This window comes from Bacillus sp. RK1064, assembly GCF_051488405.1.
Lineage (GTDB): Bacteria > Bacillota > Bacilli > Bacillales > Bacillaceae > Bacillus.
Genome location: NZ_JBPSCZ010000001.1, coordinates 274692 through 299589 on the forward strand (window position 1 = coordinate 274692; position 24898 = coordinate 299589).

General features: G+C 41.8%; 28 protein-coding genes. 27 read left to right on the forward strand and 1 reads right to left on the reverse strand.

The genetic code is table 11. From position 1 onward, the window contains the following. Positions 1-70 precede the first annotated feature (70 nt). The 10 genes from ACSSTM_RS01565 (at position 71) to ypjB (ending at position 8870) form a co-directional block, all read left to right on the forward strand. Positions 71-1186 (forward strand): prephenate dehydrogenase, encoded by a 1116-nt coding sequence (locus tag ACSSTM_RS01565; RefSeq protein WP_034661976.1) that lies wholly within the window; start codon positions 71-73, stop codon positions 1184-1186. A 10-nt stretch (positions 1187-1196) separates the two neighbouring features. Further along, positions 1197-2483, forward strand: a complete 1287-nt coding sequence (gene aroA / locus ACSSTM_RS01570) for a 3-phosphoshikimate 1-carboxyvinyltransferase (protein ID WP_187703938.1) — start codon at positions 1197-1199, stop codon at positions 2481-2483. Positions 2484-2773: 290 nt separating this feature from the next. Continuing rightward, positions 2774-4045 carry a tetratricopeptide repeat protein gene (locus tag ACSSTM_RS01575; protein WP_034661056.1) on the forward strand — a complete coding sequence of 424 codons (1272 nt, stop codon included), beginning with the start codon at positions 2774-2776 and terminating at the stop codon, positions 4043-4045. Between the two features lie 75 nt (positions 4046-4120). Further along, the gene (locus tag ACSSTM_RS01580) at positions 4121-4660 is read left to right on the forward strand and encodes a ReoY family proteolytic degradation factor (protein WP_008344562.1); all 540 of its coding nucleotides are present in this window, start codon (positions 4121-4123) and stop codon (positions 4658-4660) included. Between the two features lie 61 nt (positions 4661-4721). Then, positions 4722-5168: a YpiF family protein gene (locus tag ACSSTM_RS01585; RefSeq protein WP_034661055.1), complete on the forward strand. Its 447-nt coding sequence runs from the start codon at positions 4722-4724 to the stop codon at positions 5166-5168. A 144-nt stretch (positions 5169-5312) separates the two neighbouring features. Continuing rightward, complete coding sequence (locus tag ACSSTM_RS01590) at positions 5313-5819, forward strand: ubiquinol-cytochrome c reductase iron-sulfur subunit (protein WP_007500911.1); 507 nt, start codon at positions 5313-5315, stop codon at positions 5817-5819. Between the two features lie 2 nt (positions 5820-5821). After that, complete coding sequence (gene qcrB / locus ACSSTM_RS01595; RefSeq protein ID WP_003215804.1) at positions 5822-6496, forward strand: menaquinol-cytochrome c reductase cytochrome b subunit; 675 nt, start codon at positions 5822-5824, stop codon at positions 6494-6496. A gap of 43 nt (positions 6497-6539) precedes the next feature. Next, a complete protein-coding gene (locus ACSSTM_RS01600) occupies positions 6540-7307 on the forward strand; it encodes a menaquinol-cytochrome c reductase cytochrome b/c subunit (protein ID WP_003215888.1) in 768 nt (255 codons plus the stop codon). A gap of 100 nt (positions 7308-7407) precedes the next feature. Further along, positions 7408-8001 (forward strand): DUF1405 domain-containing protein, encoded by a 594-nt coding sequence (locus ACSSTM_RS01605; RefSeq protein WP_034661054.1) that lies wholly within the window; start codon positions 7408-7410, stop codon positions 7999-8001. Between the two features lie 65 nt (positions 8002-8066). Then, entirely contained in the window at positions 8067-8870 is an 804-nt protein-coding gene (gene ypjB / locus ACSSTM_RS01610) for a sporulation protein YpjB (RefSeq protein ID WP_034661053.1), read from the forward strand. Between the two features lie 31 nt (positions 8871-8901). Here the strand turns inward: ypjB and ACSSTM_RS01615 are convergent, their stop codons facing one another. Continuing rightward, positions 8902-9774 (reverse strand): YitT family protein, encoded by an 873-nt coding sequence (locus ACSSTM_RS01615; protein WP_003215598.1) that lies wholly within the window; start codon positions 9772-9774, stop codon positions 8902-8904. Between the two features lie 137 nt (positions 9775-9911). Here ACSSTM_RS01615 and ACSSTM_RS01620 point away from each other — a divergent pair, with 137 nt between their 5' ends. The 17 genes from ACSSTM_RS01620 to ACSSTM_RS01700 all read left to right on the forward strand — a co-directional run bounded on the left by ACSSTM_RS01620 (position 9912) and on the right by ACSSTM_RS01700 (position 24863). Continuing rightward, complete coding sequence (locus ACSSTM_RS01620; RefSeq protein WP_003215805.1) at positions 9912-10247, forward strand: nucleotide pyrophosphohydrolase; 336 nt, start codon at positions 9912-9914, stop codon at positions 10245-10247. A gap of 5 nt (positions 10248-10252) precedes the next feature. Then, positions 10253-11056: a 4-hydroxy-tetrahydrodipicolinate reductase gene (gene dapB, locus ACSSTM_RS01625; protein WP_034661052.1), complete on the forward strand. Its 804-nt coding sequence runs from the start codon at positions 10253-10255 to the stop codon at positions 11054-11056. Between the two features lie 17 nt (positions 11057-11073). After that, on the forward strand, positions 11074-11493 hold the full coding sequence (gene mgsA, locus ACSSTM_RS01630) for a methylglyoxal synthase (RefSeq protein ID WP_012010363.1): 420 nt from the start codon (positions 11074-11076) through the stop codon (positions 11491-11493). Then, positions 11480-12184, forward strand: coding sequence for a bacillithiol biosynthesis deacetylase BshB1 (gene bshB1, locus ACSSTM_RS01635; protein WP_034661049.1), 705 nt, complete (start codon positions 11480-11482; stop codon positions 12182-12184). Before mgsA ends, bshB1 begins: the two co-directional genes overlap by 14 nt. 2 nt (positions 12185-12186) lie before the next feature. Beyond that, complete coding sequence (bshA, locus tag ACSSTM_RS01640; RefSeq protein ID WP_034661048.1) at positions 12187-13332, forward strand: N-acetyl-alpha-D-glucosaminyl L-malate synthase BshA; 1146 nt, start codon at positions 12187-12189, stop codon at positions 13330-13332. Further along, complete coding sequence (locus ACSSTM_RS01645) at positions 13325-14527, forward strand: CCA tRNA nucleotidyltransferase (protein ID WP_420734884.1); 1203 nt, start codon at positions 13325-13327, stop codon at positions 14525-14527. Before bshA ends, ACSSTM_RS01645 begins: the two co-directional genes overlap by 8 nt. Beyond that, on the forward strand, positions 14500-15483 hold the full coding sequence (locus ACSSTM_RS01650) for a biotin--[acetyl-CoA-carboxylase] ligase (protein WP_095285326.1): 984 nt from the start codon (positions 14500-14502) through the stop codon (positions 15481-15483). The genes ACSSTM_RS01645 and ACSSTM_RS01650 overlap by 28 nt, the downstream gene beginning before the upstream one ends. Positions 15484-15680: 197 nt before the next feature. After that, positions 15681-16520 (forward strand): 3-methyl-2-oxobutanoate hydroxymethyltransferase, encoded by an 840-nt coding sequence (gene panB / locus ACSSTM_RS01655; protein ID WP_095285325.1) that lies wholly within the window; start codon positions 15681-15683, stop codon positions 16518-16520. Further along, positions 16517-17383 (forward strand): pantoate--beta-alanine ligase, encoded by an 867-nt coding sequence (gene panC / locus ACSSTM_RS01660; protein ID WP_095285324.1) that lies wholly within the window; start codon positions 16517-16519, stop codon positions 17381-17383. Before panB ends, panC begins: the two co-directional genes overlap by 4 nt. Continuing rightward, on the forward strand, positions 17376-17759 hold the full coding sequence (panD, locus tag ACSSTM_RS01665) for an aspartate 1-decarboxylase (RefSeq protein ID WP_024422780.1): 384 nt from the start codon (positions 17376-17378) through the stop codon (positions 17757-17759). The genes panC and panD overlap by 8 nt, the downstream gene beginning before the upstream one ends. A gap of 113 nt (positions 17760-17872) precedes the next feature. Then, positions 17873-20665 carry an ATP-dependent DNA helicase DinG gene (gene dinG, locus ACSSTM_RS01670; protein ID WP_437403963.1) on the forward strand — a complete coding sequence of 931 codons (2793 nt, stop codon included), beginning with the start codon at positions 17873-17875 and terminating at the stop codon, positions 20663-20665. Positions 20666-20797: 132 nt separating this feature from the next. Then, positions 20798-20968, forward strand: coding sequence for a YpmA family protein (locus ACSSTM_RS01675; RefSeq protein WP_008344594.1), 171 nt, complete (start codon positions 20798-20800; stop codon positions 20966-20968). 12 nt (positions 20969-20980) lie between these two features. Next, the gene (gene tseB, locus ACSSTM_RS01680; protein ID WP_060596725.1) at positions 20981-21466 is read left to right on the forward strand and encodes a cell wall elongation/penicillin-binding protein regulator TseB; all 486 of its coding nucleotides are present in this window, start codon (positions 20981-20983) and stop codon (positions 21464-21466) included. Positions 21467-21581: 115 nt separating this feature from the next. Then, on the forward strand, positions 21582-22874 hold the full coding sequence (gene asnS / locus ACSSTM_RS01685; RefSeq protein WP_095285348.1) for an asparagine--tRNA ligase: 1293 nt from the start codon (positions 21582-21584) through the stop codon (positions 22872-22874). Positions 22875-22972: 98 nt separating this feature from the next. Continuing rightward, positions 22973-23677, forward strand: a complete 705-nt coding sequence (locus tag ACSSTM_RS01690) for a DnaD domain-containing protein (RefSeq protein WP_034661036.1) — start codon at positions 22973-22975, stop codon at positions 23675-23677. Positions 23678-23694: 17 nt separating this feature from the next. Beyond that, positions 23695-24357, forward strand: a complete 663-nt coding sequence (nth, locus tag ACSSTM_RS01695; protein WP_034661035.1) for an endonuclease III — start codon at positions 23695-23697, stop codon at positions 24355-24357. Next, positions 24354-24863 carry a YpoC family protein gene (locus tag ACSSTM_RS01700; RefSeq protein WP_034661033.1) on the forward strand — a complete coding sequence of 170 codons (510 nt, stop codon included), beginning with the start codon at positions 24354-24356 and terminating at the stop codon, positions 24861-24863. The genes nth and ACSSTM_RS01700 overlap by 4 nt, the downstream gene beginning before the upstream one ends. Positions 24864-24898 lie beyond the last annotated feature (35 nt).

Here is a 24898-nt window from a genome sequence, read left to right on the forward strand (position 1 = left end):
TACCAACCTCATATACATATAAGCTGTTGAAATGGCTTTTTTAATTTTCGTGAAAAAACAGGTGATGAACATGAATGATGCAAACGAAACAATATTAATCGCTGGACTTGGTTTAATTGGAGGTTCCATCGCACTGTCGATTAAAAAAGAGTATCCCCATAAAAAAATTGTAGGATACGATGTGTCCAAAGAACAAATGGTTGCGGCAACAAAGTTGGGTATCATTGATTTAGCAGCTGATTCATTTGCGGCAGGTTTGGATGAATCTGCGACTATTATATTGGCAACACCAGTTCAGCAAACAGTCAAGATGCTTCGTGATATTGCAAACTCTGGAATTGAGAGAGAGCTCACAATTACCGATGTTGGCAGCACAAAGCAAAAGGTCGTCCATTTTGCTGAAAAAACGCTTCCTAAGCACTACCAATTTATTGGTGGACATCCGATGGCAGGCTCTCATAAGTCAGGAGTCATTGCAGCGAAAGACTTTTTATTTGAAAATGCATTCTACATTTTAACGCCGGCAAAGGAAACAAATCGCCAGGCTGTTGATCGTTTGAAGGACTTGTTAAAAGGGACAAATGCTCATTTCATTGAGATGACCCCAGAAGAACATGATGGTGTAACAAGTGTGATTAGTCATTTCCCTCATATTGTTGCAGCCAGCCTTGTGCATCAAGCACATCATTTTGAAGAACAATTCCCACTTGTCAAACGGTTTGCTGCTGGAGGCTTTCGTGACATTACACGTATTGCTTCAAGCAATCCTGCAATGTGGCGAGATATCCTTCTGCACAACAAAAACAAGATTTTAGACCGGTTCCATGAATGGAAAAAAGAGATCGACCGCATTGAGACCTTTGTACAGCAAGAAGACGCTGAAGGCTTGTTCTCTTATTTTCAAGAGGCAAAGGAATATCGCGATGGACTTCCTCTTAGGAAAAAAGGTGCCATTCCTGCTTTTTATGACCTTTATGTGGATGTTCCAGATCACCCTGGGGTCATTTCGGAGATTACAGGGCATTTAGCAAATGAAAACATCAGTATTACGAATATCCGTATTATTGAAACGCGGGAAGACATTAATGGGATTTTGCGCATTAGTTTTCAAACAGATGACGACCGTAAGCGTGCAGAGATCTGTATAAAAAATAGAGCGAATTACGATACATTTTATGCTGACTGAGGTGACAAACATGAAAATTCATAAAAATGCTCCTATGAATGGAGTCATTCATATTCCAGGTGATAAATCCATTTCTCATAGATCAGTGATGTTTGGTGCAATTGCTGATGGGACTACAGTGGTGAAAAACTTTCTTCCTGGAGCCGATTGTTTAAGTACGATTGATTGCTTTAGAAAGATGGGCGTTGAAATTGAACAAAAAGGGACAGATGTTGTGATTCACGGTAAGGGACTGAAAGAACTCAAGGAGCCGTCTGACGTCCTCGATGTTGGGAATTCTGGTACAACCATTCGATTAATGATGGGAATATTAGCTGGTTGTGAGTTTCACAGTACACTGATCGGTGATGAGAGTATTGCTAAAAGACCAATGCAACGAGTAACAGGTCCACTTAAACAACTGGGAGCGAAAATAGATGGCAGAGCAAACGGCGAGTATACGCCACTGTCTATTCGTGGCGGTCATTTAAAAGGTATCTCATATGAGTCTCCGGTGGCAAGTGCCCAAATTAAGTCCGCTGTCCTTTTAGCGGGGCTTCAAGCAGAGGGAACAACAACATTAACTGAACCGCATAAATCAAGAGATCATACAGAAAGAATGCTCTCTATGTTTGGTGTAAAACTAGACGAAGATGAACAAAGTGTTTCCATTGAAGGCGGTCAAACATTAAAAGCAACAGATATATTTGTTCCTGGAGACATCTCTTCAGCTGCATTTTTCCTTGTTGCTGGATCTATTGTTCCTAACAGCCGGATTGTGTTAAAAAATGTCGGGCTAAACAAAACAAGAACGGGTATTATCGATGTACTGAAACAAATGGGTGCGAATCTTGAGATCAAAGAAGTAGATGCAAAAGACGGAGAACCGTATGGTGATTTAACGATTTCAACCTCTTCATTAAAAGGGATTGAAATTTCTGGTGACATGATTTCAAGACTCATCGACGAAATCCCGATTATAGCGCTTCTAGCGACACAAGCAGAAGGAACAACGATTATTAAAGATGCTGCTGAGTTAAAAGTAAAAGAGACCAATCGAATTGATACCGTCGTGTCAGAACTTAAAAAACTCGGTGCTGATATTGAAGCAACTGATGATGGTATGAAGATTCATGGTAAAACCACACTTCAAGGCGGCGCGGTCGTGTCAAGCTACGGAGATCACCGAATCGGTATGATGCTGGGGGTTGCTGCTTGCATCACAAAGCAAGCTGTTGAGATTGAAGATACAGATGCTGTTCGTGTATCATACCCGAATTTCTTTGAACACATTGAATACTTAACCAAAACAGTCTGAGGATGTCCTCAGGCTTTTTCTTTCCTTATGCATATTTGTAAGAAAGATAGCATAGCTTGTCTCAAGATGAAACCTGGAAAAAAATCATTTTATCCGATAAAAAAATGAATTTCAGGTGCTTGCAGTTTACAAAACTTCCGTTTCGTAAAGGATGAAATGAAAAACAGTCTTTAAAACAAAAAAATGGGTTCATTTTAAAAGAGCAACATATTTGCTGGATGAGTACCTGTCGATTATGATATGAAGTAACAATAGTTTAGGTTTTTGGAAACAGAAAGGAACGGTTTGATTTGAATAGTTCATTACAAGAAGCCATAAAATTAGTTGAGGCGGGTGAGACTGAAAAAGGACTCCAAACACTTGCTCAGGCAGAAAAGCATTTGCATGATGAAGAAAAGGCGCAGGCAGCTCAGTTATATTATGATTGGGGAGATATCGATAAAGCGCGGAATCTCATCAGTGATTTACATGATTTATATCCAGAGGAAACAGGGTTAACATGTTTTTATGCAGAGCTACTGATTGACTCTGATGAAGAAGAAAAGGCGATTTCGGTATTAGAGACGATTCCTGAAGATGATGATGCGTATCCAGAGAGTTTATTGTTAATGGCAGATTTGTATCAAATGCAAGGACTATTTGAAGTCAGTGAACAAAAGCTCTTAAAAGCGAAAGAACTGCTTCCAAATGAAGCCATCATTGATTTTGCGTTAGGTGAATTGTATTTTTCACAAGGTCTTTCAAAGAAAGCCGCCGACTATTTCTACAAAGTCGCAGATCAACAACATGAGGTTGGCGGCGTCAATGTTTACCAGAGACTCGCTGAATCACTCAGCACAGCTGGAGAATTTGAAGATGCGCTTGAATGGTACGAAAAGGCAGTAAAAGATCAAACAGACCCGAATACACTTTTTGGCTACGGATTTACAGCGATGAGGGCCGGCAGAACGAAAACAGCCATTCAGCAGCTTTCAGAACTAAAAGATATTGATCCGTCTTATTCGTCTCTTTATATGCCTTTAGCGAAAAGTTATGAGGAAGAAGGACTATATCAGGAGGCTTTAGAGGTAGTAAAAGAGGGTATTAAAGTTGATGAGTATAACAAAGAATTATATTTATATGGTGCAAAGATTGACTTGAAAAATGGGGATTCAGAAGATGCGAAAAAGCTGCTTCAAGAAGCACTTGCTCTTGATCCGGGATATATTGAAGCGGTTCAAACATTGCTCGCGATCTATTTAAATGAAGAGCTTTTTGATGAAATCCTGGATGTCATTAAAGAGGTTAAAAGCTTTGGGGAAGTTGATCCAAAATGGAATTGGTATGCTGCATCTGCTTCTGTTGGACGAGAGGAATACAAAGAAGCCGCCGATTACTTCAAGCTGGCTCTGCCTGATTTTGATGAGGAGCGTGACTTTTTATATGAATACGCTTCGTTCCTTTTAGAAGAAGGCAGACAAAAAGAAGCATTGCCGCTATTACGCAAAGTTCTTCAGAAAGATGGCACGAATGAAGAAATCGAAGAAACGATTTTAAGAATTGAAGACGAAATTTCCTTATAGTTTGCAGGAATGAAGAACTGGTTTGTTGAATAATTCATGTATAGCAATTTAATTTACGATAGAGGAGGGAATAACATGCAGACCCCTGTTTCTGTCAATGAAAAGAAGGAATTCATCCGGTGGTTTTTAAACCATTATCAGCTAAAACGAAGAGAGTGTGTTTGGATATTAAATTATTTAATGAGTCACGACTCTTTGATGGAAAAGGTTCATTTTGTAGAGCAAGCAGAATTTTGCCCAAGGGGAATCATTATGTCAACACACTGTGTGGATGAAGTTCCCTTTAGATTTTATAAAGAAAACATCATGACGACAGATGCTGAAAAGTCATTTCATGATATTCGTTTGAATAAACAGCAAGATTTGTTTATTCAATTGAATTTCCGTTCTGCTTATCGTTCGCCGGAATATGCAGCTGTGCTTGAAACAAATCCTCATATTCCAAAGGATCTTTATGAGAACGAAAAAGATAAGGATCTTGCGGAGAAAGTGCTTGAACACTCGATCGCAACGTTCCAAAAAGAACGGCTTATGAAAGAGATAGATGAGGCACTTGACCGTCATGATCAAGAAACATTTAATAAGTTAGCAAAAGAATTAAGCCTATTGTCATAAACTGAACGAATAAGCCTTGCCCTATACAGGCAGGGCTTATGTCATGAAAGAGGGGAAATTGATGAAGTTTCAAGCGGAGGATGCGGATCGCTTTTTGCAATCTAAAGATTACATTGATACCGCTATCATTCCAATAGTTGGAATAGATGCGAATCAAATCAAACAAACTGTATCTTTAGGTGAGTTTACCATTCTTGTAGCAGAGGAACTTGAAAGGCAGCTGAAAGGGCGGGTCTTTCTTTTTCCGCCACATACATATGTAGAGATCAATGATCGAAAACTAGAAGACATCTTCACGATGAAGCAGTCGCTAGAAGATCATTTTCAGCATGTCGTGTTGATCTCATCTGATCACCAATGGAAAGAGCATGCGGCGGTTAGTGAAGCGCTATTTTTGTTAAAGCCGGTTCCGCTCGAGCATTTAAAGGTAGAATTAAAGCAAAAAATCGTTCAAGACAGTGTAGAACAAATTTTGAACTTTTTGTTACAAAAGTGGAACCCTTCATAAAAACCCTTACATTTGCATTGTACATAGCTTTTTAGGCTGTTGACCTTGTGAATAGATTGATATATTATGAGGGTGTCCTAGTTTTATGAAATTTTTTCTAATTCAGTTATAAAGTAGCTGACGACCTGAGGGGGGGAGAAAAAAATGAGCGAGAAGAGACATGGAGTGTCCAGGCGTCAATTTTTGAATTACACGTTGACCGGCGTGGGGGGATTTATGGCCGCTGGAATGCTCATGCCTATGGTTCGCTTTGCGCTTGACCCTGTGCTAAAAGGAACAGAGGATCAGGATATGGTTCAAGTTGTCAGTGTAGATGAACTGACGAAGGAACCGAAGCGCTTTGACTTTAAAATTGATCAAGTAGATGCATGGTATGAGTCAAAGGAATCTAGGTCAGCATGGGTGTACAAAGAAGGGGATGAAATTGTCGCTTTATCGCCAATCTGTAAACATTTAGGATGTACAGTGAACTGGAACAGTGATCCGAAAAATCCAAACAAATTTTTCTGCCCATGCCACTATGGGCTGTACGACAAGGATGGTACAAACGTACCCGGAACTCCACCGCTTGCACCGCTTGACCATTATAAGCAGCAAGTGAAGGACGGATACCTCTATCTTGGAAAAGCTGTGCCGAAAGGGGAAGGGTAACGATGCTTAACAAGATTTATGATTGGGTAGATGAGCGGCTAGACATTACACCAATATGGAGAGATATTGCGGATCATGAGGTGCCAGAGCATGTCAATCCAGCACATCATTTCTCCGCTTTTGTGTACTGTTTTGGCGGTTTAACGTTTTTTGTGACAGTCATTCAAGTCCTTTCGGGCATGTTTTTAACGATGTATTATGTGCCGGATATTAAAAATGCCTGGGAATCTGTCTATTATTTGCAAAATGAAGTGGCATTTGGTCAGATTGTCAGAGGGATGCACCACTGGGGTGCGAGTCTAGTCATTGTCATGATGTTTTTACATACGCTAAGGGTCTTTTTCCAAGGGGCGTATAAAAAGCCTAGAGAGCTGAACTGGATTGTTGGTGTGCTCATTTTCTTTGTGATGCTTGGACTTGGTTTTACAGGATATCTCTTGCCATGGGATATGAAGGCACTATTTGCGACGAAGGTTGGTCTTCAAATTGCAGAAGCCACACCATTCATTGGAAAAGAGATCAAAACGCTGCTTGCAGGTCATCCTGACATTGTAGGGGCACAAACGCTGACGAGATTTTTCGCTATCCATGTCTTTTTCTTGCCAGCGGCATTATTTGGGCTGATGGCTGCCCACTTTATTATGATTCGTAAGCAAGGAATTTCTGGACCGCTATAAAAAAAGTTGCGTTTGATGAATGTTCAATGAGGAGGGGATGACTTTGCATAGGGGAAAAGGGATGAAGTTTGTCGGAGACTCCAGAATTCCGGCAGAAAGAAAACCTAACATACCTAAAGACTATTCCGAATATCCGGGAAAAACAGAAGCCTTTTGGCCGAACTTTCTTTTAAAGGAATGGCTTGTAGGTGCCGTTTTTTTAATTGGATTTCTTGTCCTAACTGTTGTTCATGCACCTCCGCTTGAGCGGATGGCTGATCCAACAGATACCGGCTATATTCCGCTGCCAGACTGGTATTTCCTATTCTTGTACCAGTTATTAAAATATGAATTTGCTGCAGGAGGCTATACAGTAGTTGGCGCGATGATTATGCCTGGAATTGCGTTTGGTGCACTTTTGCTCGCACCATTTCTTGATTCTGGTCCTGAACGCAGACCGTATAGAAGACCGGTTGCAGTGGGGATGATGATCCTTGCAGTCGGCGCAGCAACATATTTAACGTGGGAGTCTGTTGCTACTCATGATTGGGAAGCAGCGGCGAAGCAAGGTGAAATTAAGAAAGAAGCAGAGATTGATACCTCAGCGGAAGAGTATAAAATTTATCAGGAGCAGACATGTATCTCCTGTCACGGGGATAACATGCAGGGCGGAGCAGCCGGACCGTCACTTGTTGACAACGGTCTTGCACCTGAGGAGATAGCTAAAATCGCTGTTGAAGGAAAAGGCAACATGCCTAAGGGTATCTTTAAAGGTAGCGATGAAGAACTTGAAAAGCTTTCTAAATATTTATCTGAAGTCAAATCTAAATAATTCAGTTGTTTAAAAGCAAGTACAAGGATATACTCAAAAGAGAAAAAGCTGGCGCTGTCAGCTTTTTTCTGATTTTAACAGATCGTGAGTGAAGAGACGTATGAGATGGATTCAATATCTGCTAGCCACGCGCTACATGCTTGTGCTAGTCCTGATGATCAATTTCCTTGGCACTGTGTACGGCTACTATTGGTATATTCCTCAGCTTGTAGAGACGCCGGCTATCTTTTTAGCTTTTGTTCCAGACAGCCCAACGGCAAGCTTTTTCTTTTTATTTGTACTACTTGCGTTTTTGATGAAACGAAACGCTCCTTATTTTGAAGCACTTGCCCTTGTGACCTTGATTAAGTACGGGTTATGGGCTGTAGGAATGAATATCTTTGTGCTTTTATCTGTTGATGACTTTCCGTGGGAAGGATACATGCTGATTGGGTCTCACTTTGCGATGGCGGTTCAAGCTGTATTGTTTGCACCGTATTATCGTTTTAAAATGCGTCATTTGGTGGTAGCCGGCATATGGATTTTACATAACGATGTGATTGATTATGTATTTGGTATGATGCCGCGTTATTCTATGCTGTCTGCCTATTCAAACGAGATCGGCTATGTCACGTTTTGGTTAAGTATTGCCGTTCTTCTTGTTTCGTATTATCTCGTCCTATCGAAAAAATCGGTCAAGCTTGAACTCCCTTAACAATATTGGTCTAACCTTGTCCTTTTCTTCATACGCTGTATGGAGAAGGGCTAGGAGGGACTTGCATGAAACGAAAGCCAATCGCGATGATTCTATTATTTTTTCTCGTATTACAGCCACCTGTTGCCAAAGGCGAGGAAACAGCCGCTAACGTGCTGCAAGAATTAACGGAACTATCAGATTCAATCTTTCAATTAACGAGACAAGCTAAATATGATGAGGCGTTACAGGTCGCATTGTATGTTGAAAAGACATTTAAAGCTGAGAATTGGCGTGGTACTCTGACAAATACGCAGATTCGGCAAATTACACTTGGCTATCAAGATATCATAAAAGGGCTGCCGCAGGAAGAATTGAATGAGCGCGAAAAGCTTCGTTATGCCTCTCAGTTTAGAATGCTGCTCGATGCGATCCAGTCAGACTCTGAGCCTCTTTGGGGTTCGCTGGAGAGGCCCATTATGGGGTCTTTTCCTACTTTGAAAAAAGAAGTGAAGGATCCAGAGTCGACGACGTTTTATGAAACTTGGAATGAGCTGGTTTCTTTATACGATATGATCTACCCGAGTTTAACCATTGATGTTTCACCTGAAAAGCTGCAAACGATTAAGCAGCATATGGAAGTGATTGAACAAGGTGAATTTTTAAAAGCATCAAGTGGGACAAAGCTTGAGCGTCTCACGAAGCTCGAAGAGGATTTATCGAGTGTGTTTGCTCACGTCGATCAAGATGAAGCTGATCCATCGCTTTTATGGGTCATTTTAACAACAGGGAGTATCATTTTATTAACGTTAACGTATGTTGGGTTTCGGAAATACCGTGCTGAAAAAGAGAAGAAGCAAAAGCGTCAGGCTGATTATCCGAAATCATAAAAAAAGAAGCACCATTTTTGGGCTTCTTTTTTTAATGCGGATTAAGCGGCTTTTTGTGTTCATCTAATGTGAAGCCTTCACCAAGCACATCATGCACGTCACTGACGGATACAAATGCATGAGGATCGACTGAGGTCACGACGCTTTTGAGATGGACAAGCTCGTTTTTCGGGACGACGCAATAAAGGACGTTGCGCTCCTGTTTTGTATAGGAACCAACCCCTTTTAAAATGGTCACACCGCGCTCCATTTCCTCTGTGATTTTCTTTTGAATGATGTCATCTTTTTCAGAGATAATCATGGCGCCTTTGGCTGCGTAAGCGCCTTCTTGCATGAAGTCAATGACCTTTGCGGCAACAAACACTGCGACGAGTGTATACATGGCTTCTTTGTAATTTAAATAAGTAAGAGAAATCGTAATGACACATGCGTCGAAGATGAACATTGTTCGTCCCATGGCCACCTGATAATGCTTGTTGATGAGTCTTGCGATGATGTCCACGCCGCCGGTTGTACCGCCGAACTTAAAGATGATCCCGAGGCCTGTTCCGATAAACACACCAGCAAAGAGCGCGGCTAGGGCCAAATCGTGCTGGAGAGGCATATGTATTTGAAAGCGCTGGAAGATGGCAAGAAAGACAGAAAGACTGACGGTTCCTACAATTGTATAAGTAAACATGGTTCTGCCGAGCATTTTCCAGCCGATAAAAAAGATCGGAATGTTTAAGACAAGGTTTGAAATGGATGGATCAATGTGGAATAGAAAATATAAAAGCAGTGTAATACCTGTAAATCCGCCTTCCGCCAAATTGTTCTGCATATTAAAATGAACAAGACCGAAAGAAAAAATCGCAGATCCTATTAAAATAAATACGATATTTTTAAGACGAATTTCTTTTAGCAAGAGACCACTCCTTTTTTTGCTTAGACAGCGATAATATTATATGGTATGGGAGAGAAACAAGCAAACTGAGTCTTAAACATTTGTCAAATATTTATGATTTCGCTAACATGTAAGAGATGGATAGGAGGATGAGCTTCATGACGAATGAAAAAACGCTGCGTCACGTGCAGCAAGAAGTAGATGATTACATAGGACAATTTAAAGAAGGCTATTTCAGCCCGCTTGCCATGATGGCCCGTCTGACAGAAGAATTAGGCGAGCTAGCAAGAGAGGTTAACCATTACTATGGAGAAAAGCCGAAAAAAACAACGGAAACAGAAAAAAGCATGGAAGAAGAAATTGGCGATGTTTTGTTTGTGTTAACATGCCTCGCTAATTCACTAGATATATCACTAGAGGAAGCACACGATCGTGTGATGCATAAATTCAATACAAGAGACAAAGACCGCTGGACGAAAAAAGAAGGGAAGTAGAGACGATGACGAACCAAACCATCAAAGTAGTAATCGCTGGAGCAAGAGGAAGAATGGGGATAGAGGCTGTGAAGTTGGCAGAAGAAACGAGCCATTTTGAGCTTGTGGCAACCCTTGATCACGCGCACGAAGGAAAAAAATTATCTGATGTGATTCATACGACATCTGAGGCGCCAATTTATACAGATATTGATGTGTGTCTTTCAGAGACAGCACCTGATGTATTAATTGATTTGACGACACCAGAAATCGGGAAAGTACATACAAAAAAGGCACTTGAACATGGCGTCCGTCCAGTCGTAGGAACCACTGGATTTTCTGAAGCTGACCTGAAAGAGCTACAGCAATTAACAGAAGAAAAGAGCATAGGCTGTATTATTGCGCCAAACTTTGCTGTCGGTGCGGTCTTAATGATGAAGTTTGCCAAAATGGCAGCGAATTACTTTCCTGACGTTGAAATCATTGAGCTTCACCATGATAAAAAACTAGATGCTCCGAGCGGTACTGGGCTTAAAACAGCTGAAATGATTGCAGAAGTCAGAGAAAGCAAAAAGCAGGGACATCCAGAAGAGAAAGAATTAATCGAAGGTGCACGAGGCGCAGATTATGACGGTATCCGTCTGCACAGCGTAAGACTTCCGGGTATGATTGCACATCAAGAAGTACTGTTTGGAATGGACGGACAGACGCTCACCATTCGCCATGATTCTTATAACCGTGCATCATTTATGTCAGGTGTGAAGCTTTCAGTTGAACAGGTCATGCACATTGATCAGCTCGTCTATGGTTTAGAAAATATCATCGACTAATAAGGAGTGGATTCCTGATGAACATTGCTTTAATCGCTCACGATAAGAAAAAAAGTGACATGATCCAATTTGCCATTGCGTACCGTGATATATTGGCAGATCATACACTTTACGCAACAGGGACAACAGGTTTGAGAGTGAAAGAAGCGACGGGGCTTCCCATTCATCGTTTTCAGTCAGGACCACTTGGAGGAGATCAGCAGATTGGTGCTTTAATTGCTGATAATGCAATGGATCTTGTGCTCTTTTTTAGAGACCCGCTTACCGCGCAGCCGCATGAACCGGATGTATCTGCACTCATTCGGCTTTGTGATGTGTATACCATTCCACTAGCCACCAATATGGGGACCGCTGAAATTTTAGTCAGGAATTTAAATAAAGGCACGTTTGATTTTCGAGATGTAGCAAAAAACGGAGGAACAAATGAAACGACTTGATATCCTTGCATTCGGTGCCCACAGCGATGATGTTGAGATCGGTATGGGCGGAACGATTGCAAAATACGTAAAAAAAGGGGCGCGTGTCGGGATTTGCGACTTGACCCAGGCCGAATTATCTTCGAATGGAACGGTAGAGAGCCGTAAAGAGGAAGCAAAAGCTGCTGCCGCCATTTTAGGTGTGTCAACGCGAATCCAGCTCACACTGCCAGACAGAGGACTTTATCTAAATGACGAAGCGATGAAGGACATTGCAGGCGTGATTCGAACATACAAGCCGAAACTGATTTTTGCTCCGCATCACCAAGATCGGCATCCAGATCATGGTCATGCGGGCTCACTTGTAGAAGAGGCTGCTTTTTCGGCAGGTATACATAAATTTGAAGATTCATACAAGCAGCCAGCGCATAAAATAAGTCAGATGTATTATTACATGATTAACGGCCATCATCGTCCAGATTTTGTGATTGATATTTCTGAGGAAATGCACCAAAAAATTGATAGCTTGCATGCGTATAAAAGTCAATTTGTGAAATCGGCGAATTCAGTTGAGACACCTCTTGTGAACGGTTATATTGATTTTGTCAAAATGAGAGAGTCTATGTATGGAAGGGAAGTCAATAAAGCTTATGCAGAAGGGTTTATCACAAAGAAACCACTTTTGATAGATGACGACTTACTTGGGGGGTAATTATGAAAAAACTGAAGGTCGGAATCACTTGTTATCCAAGTGTCGGCGGCTCGGGCATTATTGCTACGGAACTTGGAAAACGTTTAGCTGAAAAAGGGCACGATGTTCATTTCATTACCTCAAGTATTCCGTTTAGGCTCAATAAAGTGTATCCGAATATTTATTTTCATGAGGTGGATGTCAATCAATACGCTGTTTTTCAATACCCGCCTTATGACCTTGCATTAGCAAGTAAATTGGCAGAAGTTGCAAAACGAGAGAAGCTTGATATTATTCACGCGCATTATGCGGTTCCGCACGCCGTCTGTGCGTTCTTAGCGAAGCAGATGACGGGACACTCTGTGAAAGTCGTCACGACGCTTCATGGGACGGATATTACGGTATTAGGCTATGATCCATCACTAAAGGAAGTCATTCGATTTGCGATCGAATCATCAGACCGGGTAACGGCGGTATCGCATTCATTAGCTGCGCAGACGTATGACCTTATCAAACCAAATAAAAAGATCGAGACGATCCATAATTTTGTCGATGAACGGGTGTATTTGCGCGAAGATCACGAAGTGCTAAAGACACATTATGGTCTTTTACCGGACGATAAGGTCGTCATCCATGTATCAAATTTTCGAAAGGTCAAACGGGTGCATGATGTCGTTCATGTGTTTAAAAAGATCTCAGAACAGGTGCAGGCAAAGCTGCTGCTCATCGGTGATGGTCCTGAAAAATCGGTCGTATGCGAACTCGTGAAAAAACTGGGGCTGACAGACCGCGTGTTATTTTTAGGAAAGCAAGAGAAAGTAGAAGAGCTGTATTCCATCAGTGATTTGAAGCTGCTTCTTTCTGAGAAAGAGAGCTTCGGACTTGTGCTTCTTGAGGCGATGGCATGCGGTGTCCCATGTATTGGGACTGATGTTGGCGGGATTCCAGAGGTCATTACACATGGAGAAACAGGTTTCCTTGTCCCGCTCGGCGATATAGACGCGGCAGCTAAACACGCAGTCTCTATACTCAAAGACAAAGCGCTTCATGAACAAGTGTCTGCGGCGGCCCAGTCTAGTGTTCAGGCCCATTTCTCTTCTGAAAAAATTGTGAGTGAATATGAAGAGCTTTACCTAGAATTGATCGAAGGTGATGATGAACATGAATGAACCATTCACACATGCGATCCCTATTTTACATACACTGCACGAACATGGGCATCAGGCTTACTTTGTCGGCGGAGCAGTGAGAGATGTCCTTTTAGGCAGGGAAATCGGCGATATCGATATAGCAACAGATGCAACGCCTGATACGGTCGAATCCTTATTTGAAAAAACAGTTGATGTTGGCAAAGAGCATGGCACTGTCATCGTGTTACATGATGGGGTCAGCTATGAGGTGACGACGTTTCGAACTGAATCAGAATATGAAGATTTTCGCAGACCGAAAGAAGTGGCGTTTATCACATCATTGAAGGAAGATCTTTTAAGAAGAGATTTAACGATCAATGCGATGGCCATGGATATAAATGGGGAGATCATTGACCATGTAGGGGGCAAACAGGATATTGAGCGGAAACGAATTCAAACCGTAGGAGATCCTGCGTGCCGCTTTCAGGAAGACGCGCTTCGTATGATGAGAGCGGTCCGTTTTTTAAGCCAGCTTGGCTTTGAGCTCGCTGCAGAAACGGCTGAAGCGATGAAAAAAGATAAGCACCTGCTTGCCAACATATCAGTTGAACGTAAAAAGATTGAAATGGAGAAGCTTTTAAAAGGCCGTTATTGTGAGCGGGCGATTAAGGTGCTCATTTCTACCAAATTGTATGAAGAATTGCCGGGTCTCAAAAAGGATGGTCTGCAAGAATCCTTTCAATCATTTCCGTATTATTTACTGGATGGACTAGAAGAAGTATGGGGGGCTGTTATCCATTTGCTTGGCTTAGATGAAGCGGAGGCTGTGCTCTTCTTAAAAGAATGGAAGCTGTCAACAAAGCTTTTGAAAGACGCGGTGACGATTAGCCAATACGTCGATTGTGACTGGGATGCGGAGAAGATGTTTGAGGCTGGTGAACACGTGCTCTTATCTAGCTTGAAGATCTCACAGCTAAAACACGAGCGCCGCATTTTCTTTGACGAGCTTGAGGCAGCGAAGCGTTCTTATGATGCCCTTCCGATTAAAACGCTTCAAGACCTCGCTGTTTCAGGAAAAGATTTAATGGCCTTTCGGCAAAAGACATCAGGAAAATGGATCGCAGAAGAGCTCGATTTGGTGAAAAAAGCTGTTCTGCAAAATCATTTGGAAAACCGAAAAGAAGCCATAGAGGAGTGGCTTACAGCATGCGATCAGCAATTAGAAAACGATTAATCGAACTATTTACAGCATCAAGTGAGGACTTTGTCTCAAGTCAGCAAATATGTGATGAGCTTGGCTGTTCTCGAACGGCTGTCTGGAAGCATATAGAGGGCCTCAGAAAAGAGGGCTATGAGGTAGAAGCCGTCAGAAGAAAGGGATACCGCCTGCTTCGTAAACCGGACAAAATTAGTGAGGATGAAATTCTGTTTGGTCTAGAAACAGAGAGCTTTGGCAGGCACATTTATTTTCAGAAAGAAGTCGCCTCCACACAGCTGATTGCCCATGATCTTGTAAATGAAGGTGCGCCCCATGGTACGCTCGTTGTCAGTGATCATCAGACAAACGGGAAAGGCCGCCTTCAAAGAACGTGGCATTCACCAAATGGGACAGGCATCTGGATGAGTCTCGTTCTACGGCCTGAAATTCCGCTGCACAAAGCGCCGCAGATGACGCTTTTAGCATCTGTAGCCATCGCAGAAGCCATTGCAGAGCAAACAGGACTCAGTCCATCCATTAAATGGCCAAACGATATTTTGTTAAACGGGAAAAAGGTCGTTGGCATTCTAACCGAATTAAAAGCAGAGGCGGACCAGGTTCATGCGGTGATAATTGGTCCAGGCATTAATGTGAACCAAACGGCTGATGACTTTCCGGATGAACTAAAGGATGTCGCCACAAGCCTGCGAATGGAACTGAATGAAAAAGTGGACCGTGCTGCGCTCATACAACAGATCATGTCCACCTTTGAAAAAAGGTATGACGATTATATGAAGCGTGGATTTACACCGATTAAACAATTATGGGAATCGTTTGCGATGACGATCGGTCAGCATATTGTTGCCCGCACCGTCAATGGGCAATACACTGGAAAAGCGCTCGGAATCAATGAAGAAGGTGTTTTATTGCTTGAAACGGAGGAAGGTATTCAAAAAATCTACTCCGCAGACATCGAGATAAAGTCAACTTAAGTGGAACACCCGGCACATTTTTGATATACTTCGTGTGGGCAGTATCTGAAAAAGAGCTGTACCTGTAGAAACAAAAATTTGATAAATTTCTGCCTTGATCCTAAGGGACTTGGACAGAGGGATGATTCGCCGCGCATGAGAGATCAAAACATGTGATGTGAGGCAAGCCATCTCCTCTCCAGAATGAGGAGGAACAAATGAAGACAAAGCTAGATTTTTTCAAAATGAAAGAACAAAACGAACCGATTGTGATGCTGACAGCATACGACTATCCATCTGCAAAGCAAGCAGAAAAAGCGGAAGTCGACATGATCTTAGTTGGTGATTCACTTGGGATGGTTGTACTTGGACTCGATTCGACAGTACAAGTCACAATCGATGACATGATTCATCACACAAAAGCAGTGAAAAGAGGCGCAAAAGACACATTTATTGTGACAGATATGCCATTTATGTCTTACCATTATTCATTAGCAGAAACATTGAAAAACGCAGCACGCATCATGCAAGAAAGCGGTGCGGATGCCTTAAAGCTAGAAGGCGGAGATGGCGTATTTGAATCCATTCAAGCTCTCACAAGAGGCGGGATTCCTGTCGTCAGTCATTTAGGCCTCACACCTCAGTCAGTTGGAGTACTTGGCGGATATAAAGTGCAAGGAAAAGACCACGAAAGTGCGCAGAAATTGATTGAAGACAGCTTAAAATGTGAGGAAGCTGGTGCGATTGGACTTGTGCTTGAATGCGTACCTGGTGAACTGACAAAACGAATTACCGACATGCTGAAAATTCCTGTCATCGGGATTGGTGCAGGAGCTGAGGCAGACGGACAAGTTCTCGTTTACCATGATGTGGTAGGATACGGGGTGTCTAGAACACCTAAGTTTGTGAAACAATACGCGCAAATTGATACTGTACTAGAAGAAGCGCTTATTCAATATACGAAAGAAGTAAAAGCACGCACATTTCCAGAAGACAACCATACATTTCATATCAAAGAAGAAGTCCTTGATGGTTTATATGGGGGTATGAAAAAATGAACGTTGTCACCCATATTCACGAGCTGAGAGAATGGATCAAGCAGCATCAAGAAAAACAGCATTCCATCGGCTTTGTCCCAACGATGGGCTTTCTTCATGAAGGACATCTGACGCTCGCGAAAGAGGCAAGGGATCAAAATGACATTGTGGTAATGAGCATTTTTGTCAATCCTTTGCAATTTGGACCGAACGAGGACTTTGAATCCTATCCAAGGGATATGAAAAGAGATCAGCGCCTTGCAGAAGAAGCAGGTGTGGATATTTTATTTACACCTGATGTGAAAGAAATGTACCCAAATGAACCATCTATCACGATGACAGTTCAAAAGCGGACTGATGTCTTATGCGGGAAAAAACGTCCAGGACATTTCGACGGCGTTGTTACTGTGCTTACAAAGCTATTTCATCTTGTAGCACCAACAAATGTATATTTTGGTCTAAAGGATGCACAGCAAGTCGCTGTGATCGATGCGATGATCAAGGATTTCTTCTTTGATCTTCACCTTGTATCTGTGCCGACAGTTAGAGAAGAAAACGGTTTAGCGAAAAGTTCAAGAAATGTGTACTTATCTGAAAAAGAAAGACAAGAAGCACCTGCTTTGTACCGCGCATTGAAAAAAGGACAGTCAGCGGTTGAAAAAGGTGAACGTGACGTCAGTCGTATTTATCAGTTGGTAGAAGAGGAAATTCTTCAAACGAGCGGGGAAATCGATTATATTGAGATCTACTCCTATCCAGAGCTTGAGCCGCTTCAGCAGTTGGCAGGTCAGGTCATCATTGCGATTGCGGTGAAATTCTCACGGGCAAGACTGATTGATAATGTGATATTCCATGTTCCTGAAAGCGGTGAAAAACATGTATAGAACCTTTATGACCTCTAAACTTCATAAAGCGACGGTAACAGAAGCAAACTTACATTATGTAGGAAGTATCACCATTGACGAAGATTTACTTGATGCGGCAGGCATGATGGCAAATGAGAAAGTACAGATTGTCAATAATCACAATGGCGCGAGACTTGAAACATATATTATTCCTGGTGAAAGAAAGAGCGGTGTCATTTGTCTAAATGGCGCGGCAGCAAGATTGGTTCAACCGGGGGATGAAGTGATTATTATCGCTTATGGGATGCTCTCAGAAGAAGAAGCAAAGACACATACACCAAAAGTGGTCGTATTAAATAAACAAAATCAAATTGAACAAATGATTGGGCAAGAGCCTGCGAGAACGATTTTATAACGCATGCTGCAAGGAAACAGAACAGTTTTAAGAAAAGAAGCTGTTCTGTTTCAGCTATTTTGCCCAGAGCGTGTTTCACTTCGAGTGAAACGAGGAATTGAGGTGTCCATTTTATGGCCGATCAAAGGTTTGTTGTCGTTGATATTGAAACCACCGGAAATTCACCCAAAAAGGGTGATAAAATCATTCAAATTGCTGCGGTGGTCATTGAAAATGGACAAATTGTCGAACGGTATTCAAAATATGTGAACCCGGGAAAAGCGATCCCTGGATTTATTGAACAGCTGACAGGTATTCAGCAGCACATGGTTAACGATGCAGTGTTTTTTGAGGACATTGCCCAAGAGGTGTATGATCTTATTCAAGGCGCTTATTTTGTTGCGCACAATGTTCATTTTGACTTGAATTTTTTAAATGATGAACTAAAAGCATGCGGGAAAAATGAGCTGGATGTGCTAGCGATTGATACAGTTGAGATTTCTAGAATTCTTTATCCAGAGCTTGAAGGTTATAAGCTCACTGAATTAAGTGAAGAGCTCATGCTTCCACATGACCACCCGCACCGGGCGGATAGTGATGCGGAAGTTACTGCCATGTTATTTTTAACCTTATTACATCAATTAACACATACACCGCCAAATGTGCTAAAGCAGCTGCGCAGATTATCCTCTTATCTCTTAAGCGATATAGGACTTTTAATACAGCAGCTTGAAACGAGTCGTGCTAGCCGTGAAGATTCTTTGGTAGAAGTGGGCTCTTTTGCTTTAAAAGATGTCACCAATCCTGAAACGGATACGACAGATTCAGTAGGGGAAGACGATGAACAGCTGTTTGAGGAGATCAAAAAGAAGCTTCCCCAAACAGTGGAAGGCTATGAAGTAAGAGAAGGCCAGCTCACGATGATGAATAAAGTGAGAGATGTGTTTCATGAAAGGGCCTATGCTTTAATTGAAGCGGCACCAGGTATTGGAAAAACGCTGGCATACCTCATACCAGCTGCACTAGAGGCAAAGAAATCAGGAAAACCTGTTATTATTAGTACATATTCCATTCTTTTGCAGCAGCAAATGCTTCAGCGCGATGTGCCGATTTTAAATCAATTGCTTCCGTTTGAGCCAGCTGCCTGTGTATTCAAAGGACGGGCGCATTATATTTGCTTAGATAAGTTTGAGCATGTGCTGCATGAGGAAGATGATAACTATGATGTGGTCTTAACGAAGGCGCAAATATTAATGTGGCTCCTTGTCACAGAAACGGGTGATTTATCTGAACTGAATTTACCGTCAGGAGCTGCCAATATAAAAGACCGTATTTCGTGTGTGCACATGCCGTTTACATCGAAAAAGCGCCGCTTTAAAGAATACTGCTTTTATGAACGCGCCAAAAAAAGAGCCAAAACAGCCAATTTAATTTTAACGAATCATCGCCTGCTCTTATCACAAACGGAAGCATCTTCTATCTTTCAGCATGCAGACGTATATGTGATTGACGAGGCTCATCAATTTGAGAAAACAGCCAATGAAACACTAGGAGATAGTGCGTCGTATATCCAGCTTCATGCGAAATTAACGCAGCTTGGCTCCTTACAGGGCGGTCTTTTAAACAAGCTGAAAAAGAGATTTCACGGTGCAGGTTTACAGACGGACACCTTTATCGAAATGGATGAGTATCTTCATCAGCTTCAAATGGAAAGTGACGCCTTCTTTAGTACCGTTCATTCTTTTGTCAAAAGGACAAAACCAAAAGCAGACATCAATCGTCTCATTCATAGAGTACGTCATCATTCGAAGCATGCGCAGTGGAAACGGATTAAAGAGACGGCAAGTAAGCTTTGTTCCTTGTTAATTGCTTGTGAAAAGCTGTATGAGCAGCAAAAAAGCGAGCTTCTTCAAAAAAGTGATCAGCTGACAGAACACTTTGCCTTTGAAGCAGAGGAATACGATCAAGTGATGTCGTTTATGCATACATTTTGCAGTACGCTGTACCGGTTTATTTTTGAACCGAAAAACGATGAAACGGTTTGGATTGAGATTGATGCAAAGGGTGCCAAAAATGCTGTCTTTATGCATGCACAGCCGCTAGATACAGGAGAGCTTTTAGCTGATCGTTTTTTTATGAACAAAAAAAGTGTTGTTCTCACATCAGGAACACTCACAATCAATGGGCGCTTTGATTATTGCTTAGAACGATTTGGTCTGCAGGATTTTTATCCGCATCTTGTACAGATTGAGTCACCGTTTGAACTTGAAAAACAGCTCAAGGTGATTGTACCAGCTGATATGCCGCCGATTACGAACCGTGATGAGCACGACTATGTAGAGCAAGCAGCACGGTACATTAAGGTGATGGAAAAGCAGCATCAAGCGAAGATATTGGTGTTGTTTAATTCACATGAGATGTTAAAAGCAGTGTATGAAGAGCTGAAAACAGAAGGGATGCAAGCCGCCCTTTTTGCTCAAGGTCTGACGGGCGGGAGCCCTGTTAAATTAACGAAAATGTTCAAATTAGCAAAACATGCGATTTTACTTGGTACGGGTAGTTTTTGGGAAGGTGTCGATTTTCCTGGATCAGAACTGACAACAGTCATTATGGCACGTCTCCCGTTCAGGCCGCCTGATTCACCGCTCATTGAAGCAAAATGTGATGCCGCTAAAAAACAGGGGAAGAATCCGTTTAAAGCCGTTGCTCTCCCAGAAGCTGTGCTAACCTTTAAACAAGGTGCAGGACGCTTGCTGCGCTCTGAAAAAGACATAGGTACATTGCTCATTCTAGACCGCCGAGTGAAAACCGCTTCATATGGAAAGCTATTTTTAGAATCACTCCCTCATGCGCCAGTCCACGAGATGTCAAAAGAATCACTTGAGGCGTATATAGAGAAGCTCAACAACGAAAAGCCGCTGTCATAAGCGGCCTTTAGCTGGTGTGGGTTTGGAGTTAATTTATCGTAACGGCTTTTTGTGTTCCGTTGTAAAAATAGTATCGGTTCCCGCGCCGAAAAGTATGATTAACAATATTTACGTACCGAGGAGGAATTAGAAGTGGAAAGTAAAATAGAGGTACTTTCAACTGTTCAAATTAAGCATTCAGAGGACCTGTATAAAATTGTTGACTTATTGAACAGAACGCTTAAAAGAGAAGATCTCATGTTTGGATTAGCATTAGATCAAGAAGATCAAAATCAAGCGATATTTACGATATATCGCACATAGGGGAAGCTTGACATGAAAAAAATAGTCTGGATCATTTCATCCGTTGTGGCTCTCGTTTTGCTCATTGGCATCATCAGTTTTACGTGGATTTATCAGATTGCCATGGGACAAAAAGAACAAGGTCATGAGGCGGCGATTGAACGAGCAAAAAAACAAGCAAACATCGTACAAGTGGAGCAAGTGGAAACCTTTGTCGGGAAAGAAAAACAATTTATTGTTGAAGGAAAAAACAAACAAAATGAAACAACCTATGTTTGGGTACCTGCCAGCAATAAAGAAAAAGTGATCGCAAAAAAAGCAAAAGAAGGCATTACCTCAAATCAAGCAGTACAAGCCGTTCAAAAGGAGAACACTGTATCTAAGCTAAAGGACGTTCAATTAGCAAGAGAAGGTGACGTACTCCTTTGGGAAGTGACGTACTTAAATGAAAACAATCAATACAGCTTCAGCTATGTCGACTTCTCGACAGGACACGTGGAAAAAAATGTAACGCCATAGTTTCTCCTGTCTTGCGTTGACCATGCTGATTTAGAACGGTTATAATAAAATGTATGAAAAAAGATTCACACCTGGCGAAAAGGTGAGTTTCTTTCTGGCTTTGGAGGGAATTATGTTGAAAACAACGATTAATCAAGTGTTCAAACATGTCGATGAAGATGTAACCATCGGCGCATGGATTGCCAATAAACGTTCAAGCGGTAAAATTGCATTCTTGCAGCTGCGTGACGGGACAGGCTTTATTCAAGGAGTCGTAGTAAAAGCAGAAGTGGAAGAGGAAGTCTTTAAGCTTGCGAAATCAGTCACTCAAGAAACATCTGTCTATGTGACAGGACAAGTGACAAAAGACGAGCGTTCACCTCTTGGTTTTGAATTGCAAGTGAAATCCATTGAAGTGATTCACGAAGCAACTGACTATCCAATTACACCAAAAGAGCATGGAACAGAATTCTTAATGGATCACCGTCATTTATGGCTTCGTTCTAAAAAGCAGCATGCCATTATGAAAATTCGTAACGAAATTATTCGTGCTACATATGAATTCTTCCATCAAGAAGGTTTCGTGAAAGTAGATCCGCCAATTTTAACTGGAAGTGCACCTGAGGGCACAACGGAGCTGTTTGCGACGAAATATTTTGATGAAGATGCGTACCTTTCTCAAAGTGGACAGCTTTACATGGAAGCTGCGGCAATGGCACTCGGAAAAGTATTCTCATTTGGCCCAACATTTAGAGCTGAAAAATCTAAAACAAAACGTCATTTAATTGAGTTTTGGATGATCGAGCCTGAGATGGCTTTTGTCGAATTTAATGAAAACCTTGAGTATCAAGAACATTATGTGACTCATGTTGTTCAAAGTGTACTTGAAAACTGTAAAGTTGAACTGCATACACTTGGCCGTGATACAGCAAAATTAGAAAACATCAAAGCACCATTCCCGCGCATCACTTACGATGAAGCGATTAAATTCTTGCAGGAAAAAGGCTTTGACGATATTGAATGGGGAGATGACTTCGGTGCGCCTCACGAAACAGCGATCGCTGAAAGCTACGATAAACCAGTGTTTATCACTCATTACCCAACATCATTAAAACCATTTTACATGCAGCCTGCACCGGATCGTGATGATGTCGTCCTTTGTGCAGACTTGATTGCACCAGAAGGCTACGGAGAGATCATTGGCGGTTCTGAGCGTGTGCATGATCTAGAGCTGCTTGAAGCAAGATTGAAAGAACATGGGCTAGATCAAGAAACTTACAAATGGTACACAGAATTAAGACAATATGGTTCTGTACCGCATTCAGGATTTGGTCTTGGACTTGAACGTACAGTTGCTTGGATTAGTGGAGCGCCGCATGTGCGTGAAACCATTCCTTTCCCAAGATTATTAAACCGTTTATATCCTTAAGACATGAAAGCCTCCAACATATGGAGGCTTTTTCAAACGTTTTTTGGAGGGGCACGTGAAATAAAACGTGATATACTTAAAGTGAAGAGGTGTATCCGATGAATAGGCAGCAATTTATAAATATGCAGCAAATGGGTTCGACCAGTTTGCCTAATTTGCTGATTGCTCATTATGAGCAGTTAGGACTGAATGAATCACAAATGATGGTGATGCTTAAGATTAAAATGAATGAAGAACAAGGTGTTTTCTTTCAAACATTTGAAGAGCTGTCCCATGGCATGACCATTTCAGCTGAAGAGTGTGCGTATATGGTTCAGCATTTAATTCAAAAGGGATTTATTTCGATTCAGCCGTTTGAGGACGGGTCTGGTATTCAGCATGACCGATACTCAGTTGAGCCTTTATGGGGCGTACTGTATGACTTTTTAGAAGCAAAACAAGCGAAGGAAGGTCAAAAACTTCATGTGCAGGCTGAAAAGTCTTTATATGCTCTATTTGAAGATGAATTTGGCAGACCGCTGTCTCCTCTTGAAGGAGAAACACTCTCGATCTGGATGGATCAAGACCATCATGATGCTGAAATGATTCGCCTAGCGTTAAGAGAAGCGGTTTTATCAGGAAAATTAAATTTCCGTTATATCGACCGAATTCTGTTTGAGTGGAAAAAGAAAGGGCTGAAAACAGCGGAAGAAGCAAAAGAGCATAGCCAGCACTTCCGTTCTCAGCAAAAAGCGCCACCTTCAAAAGAAGAGACGTCAACATATAAACGACAAGTTCCTTTTTATAATTGGCTGGAACAATAACCAATAAAGGAGAAGTCATGTTATCAAAAAAACAAATCAATGAATGTTTAGATATTATAGGAGATATGTTTCCAGAGGCTGAGTGTGAGCTTGTTCATTCCAATCCATTTGAACTTGTGATCGCTGTGGCACTCTCTGCGCAGTGTACAGACGTGCTTGTCAACAAAGTCACCAAAACGTTATTTCAAAAATACCAAACACCAGAAGACTATTTAAGTGTACCGCTTGAAGAATTGCAGCAAGATATTCGTTCGATTGGCCTTTATCGAAATAAAGCCAAAAACATTCAAAAGTTGAGCAAAATGCTGATTGAAGAATATGGCGGTGAAGTGCCAAAGGATCGGGACGAGCTTGTGAAGCTTCCTGGGGTGGGCCGGAAAACAGCAAATGTCGTCGTATCTGTCGCTTTTGGAGTGCCGGCCATTGCTGTCGATACACACGTAGAACGAGTCAGCAAGCGTCTTGGGATTTGCCGGTGGAAGGATTCTGTTCTTGAAGTAGAGCAAACCTTAATGAAAAAGGTGCCAGAAGAAGATTGGTCTGTGACGCATCACCGCCTAATCTTTTTTGGCAGATATCACTGCAAGGCGCAGCGGCCGCAGTGCGAGTCTTGTCCGCTTCTTGATATGTGTAGAGAAGGGCAGAAGAGGCTGAAAAAAGGATTGGTGAAGCTGGCATGAGCGGGGCAGCTGTTTTTACCTCATATGTCGAAAAGCTAAAAGGGAAAAAGGTAGAGATGAAAGGCGATCGAGTAGACATACTTAGAGATAATCCACTCGCATATGATCTATCATCAGAACTTTTAACAGATGAGCTTCCATGGCAGAAAACAGAAGAATTTGTTCCTGTGATGTTCGAACTGTGGAATGAATTAAAAGAAAAAATGCTTCCTCGTTTTCAAACAAGAAAGTCCCGGTGTGAAGAAGACGATATGCTGCAAGGTATTGTCAGTATGATTGCGATGTTTTACTGGATCAAAGGGGAGAGACTTCAAACGCTTGAATGGGAACATATCAAGCAAGAGACTTTTCCTGTAGCTCCGATTAACTGGACGGAACGTTTAGAGTTCATTTTGCTAAAACCAACTCAATATCATTGCTTTATTCAACTGGACGAGCTATACACGGAACTAAAAAAGCAGTATGGAAAACATGAAGCACTTAAAAAGATCAGACAAAACCGTTAAAAAAAGCACTTGCCATATGGGCAAGTGCTTTTTCA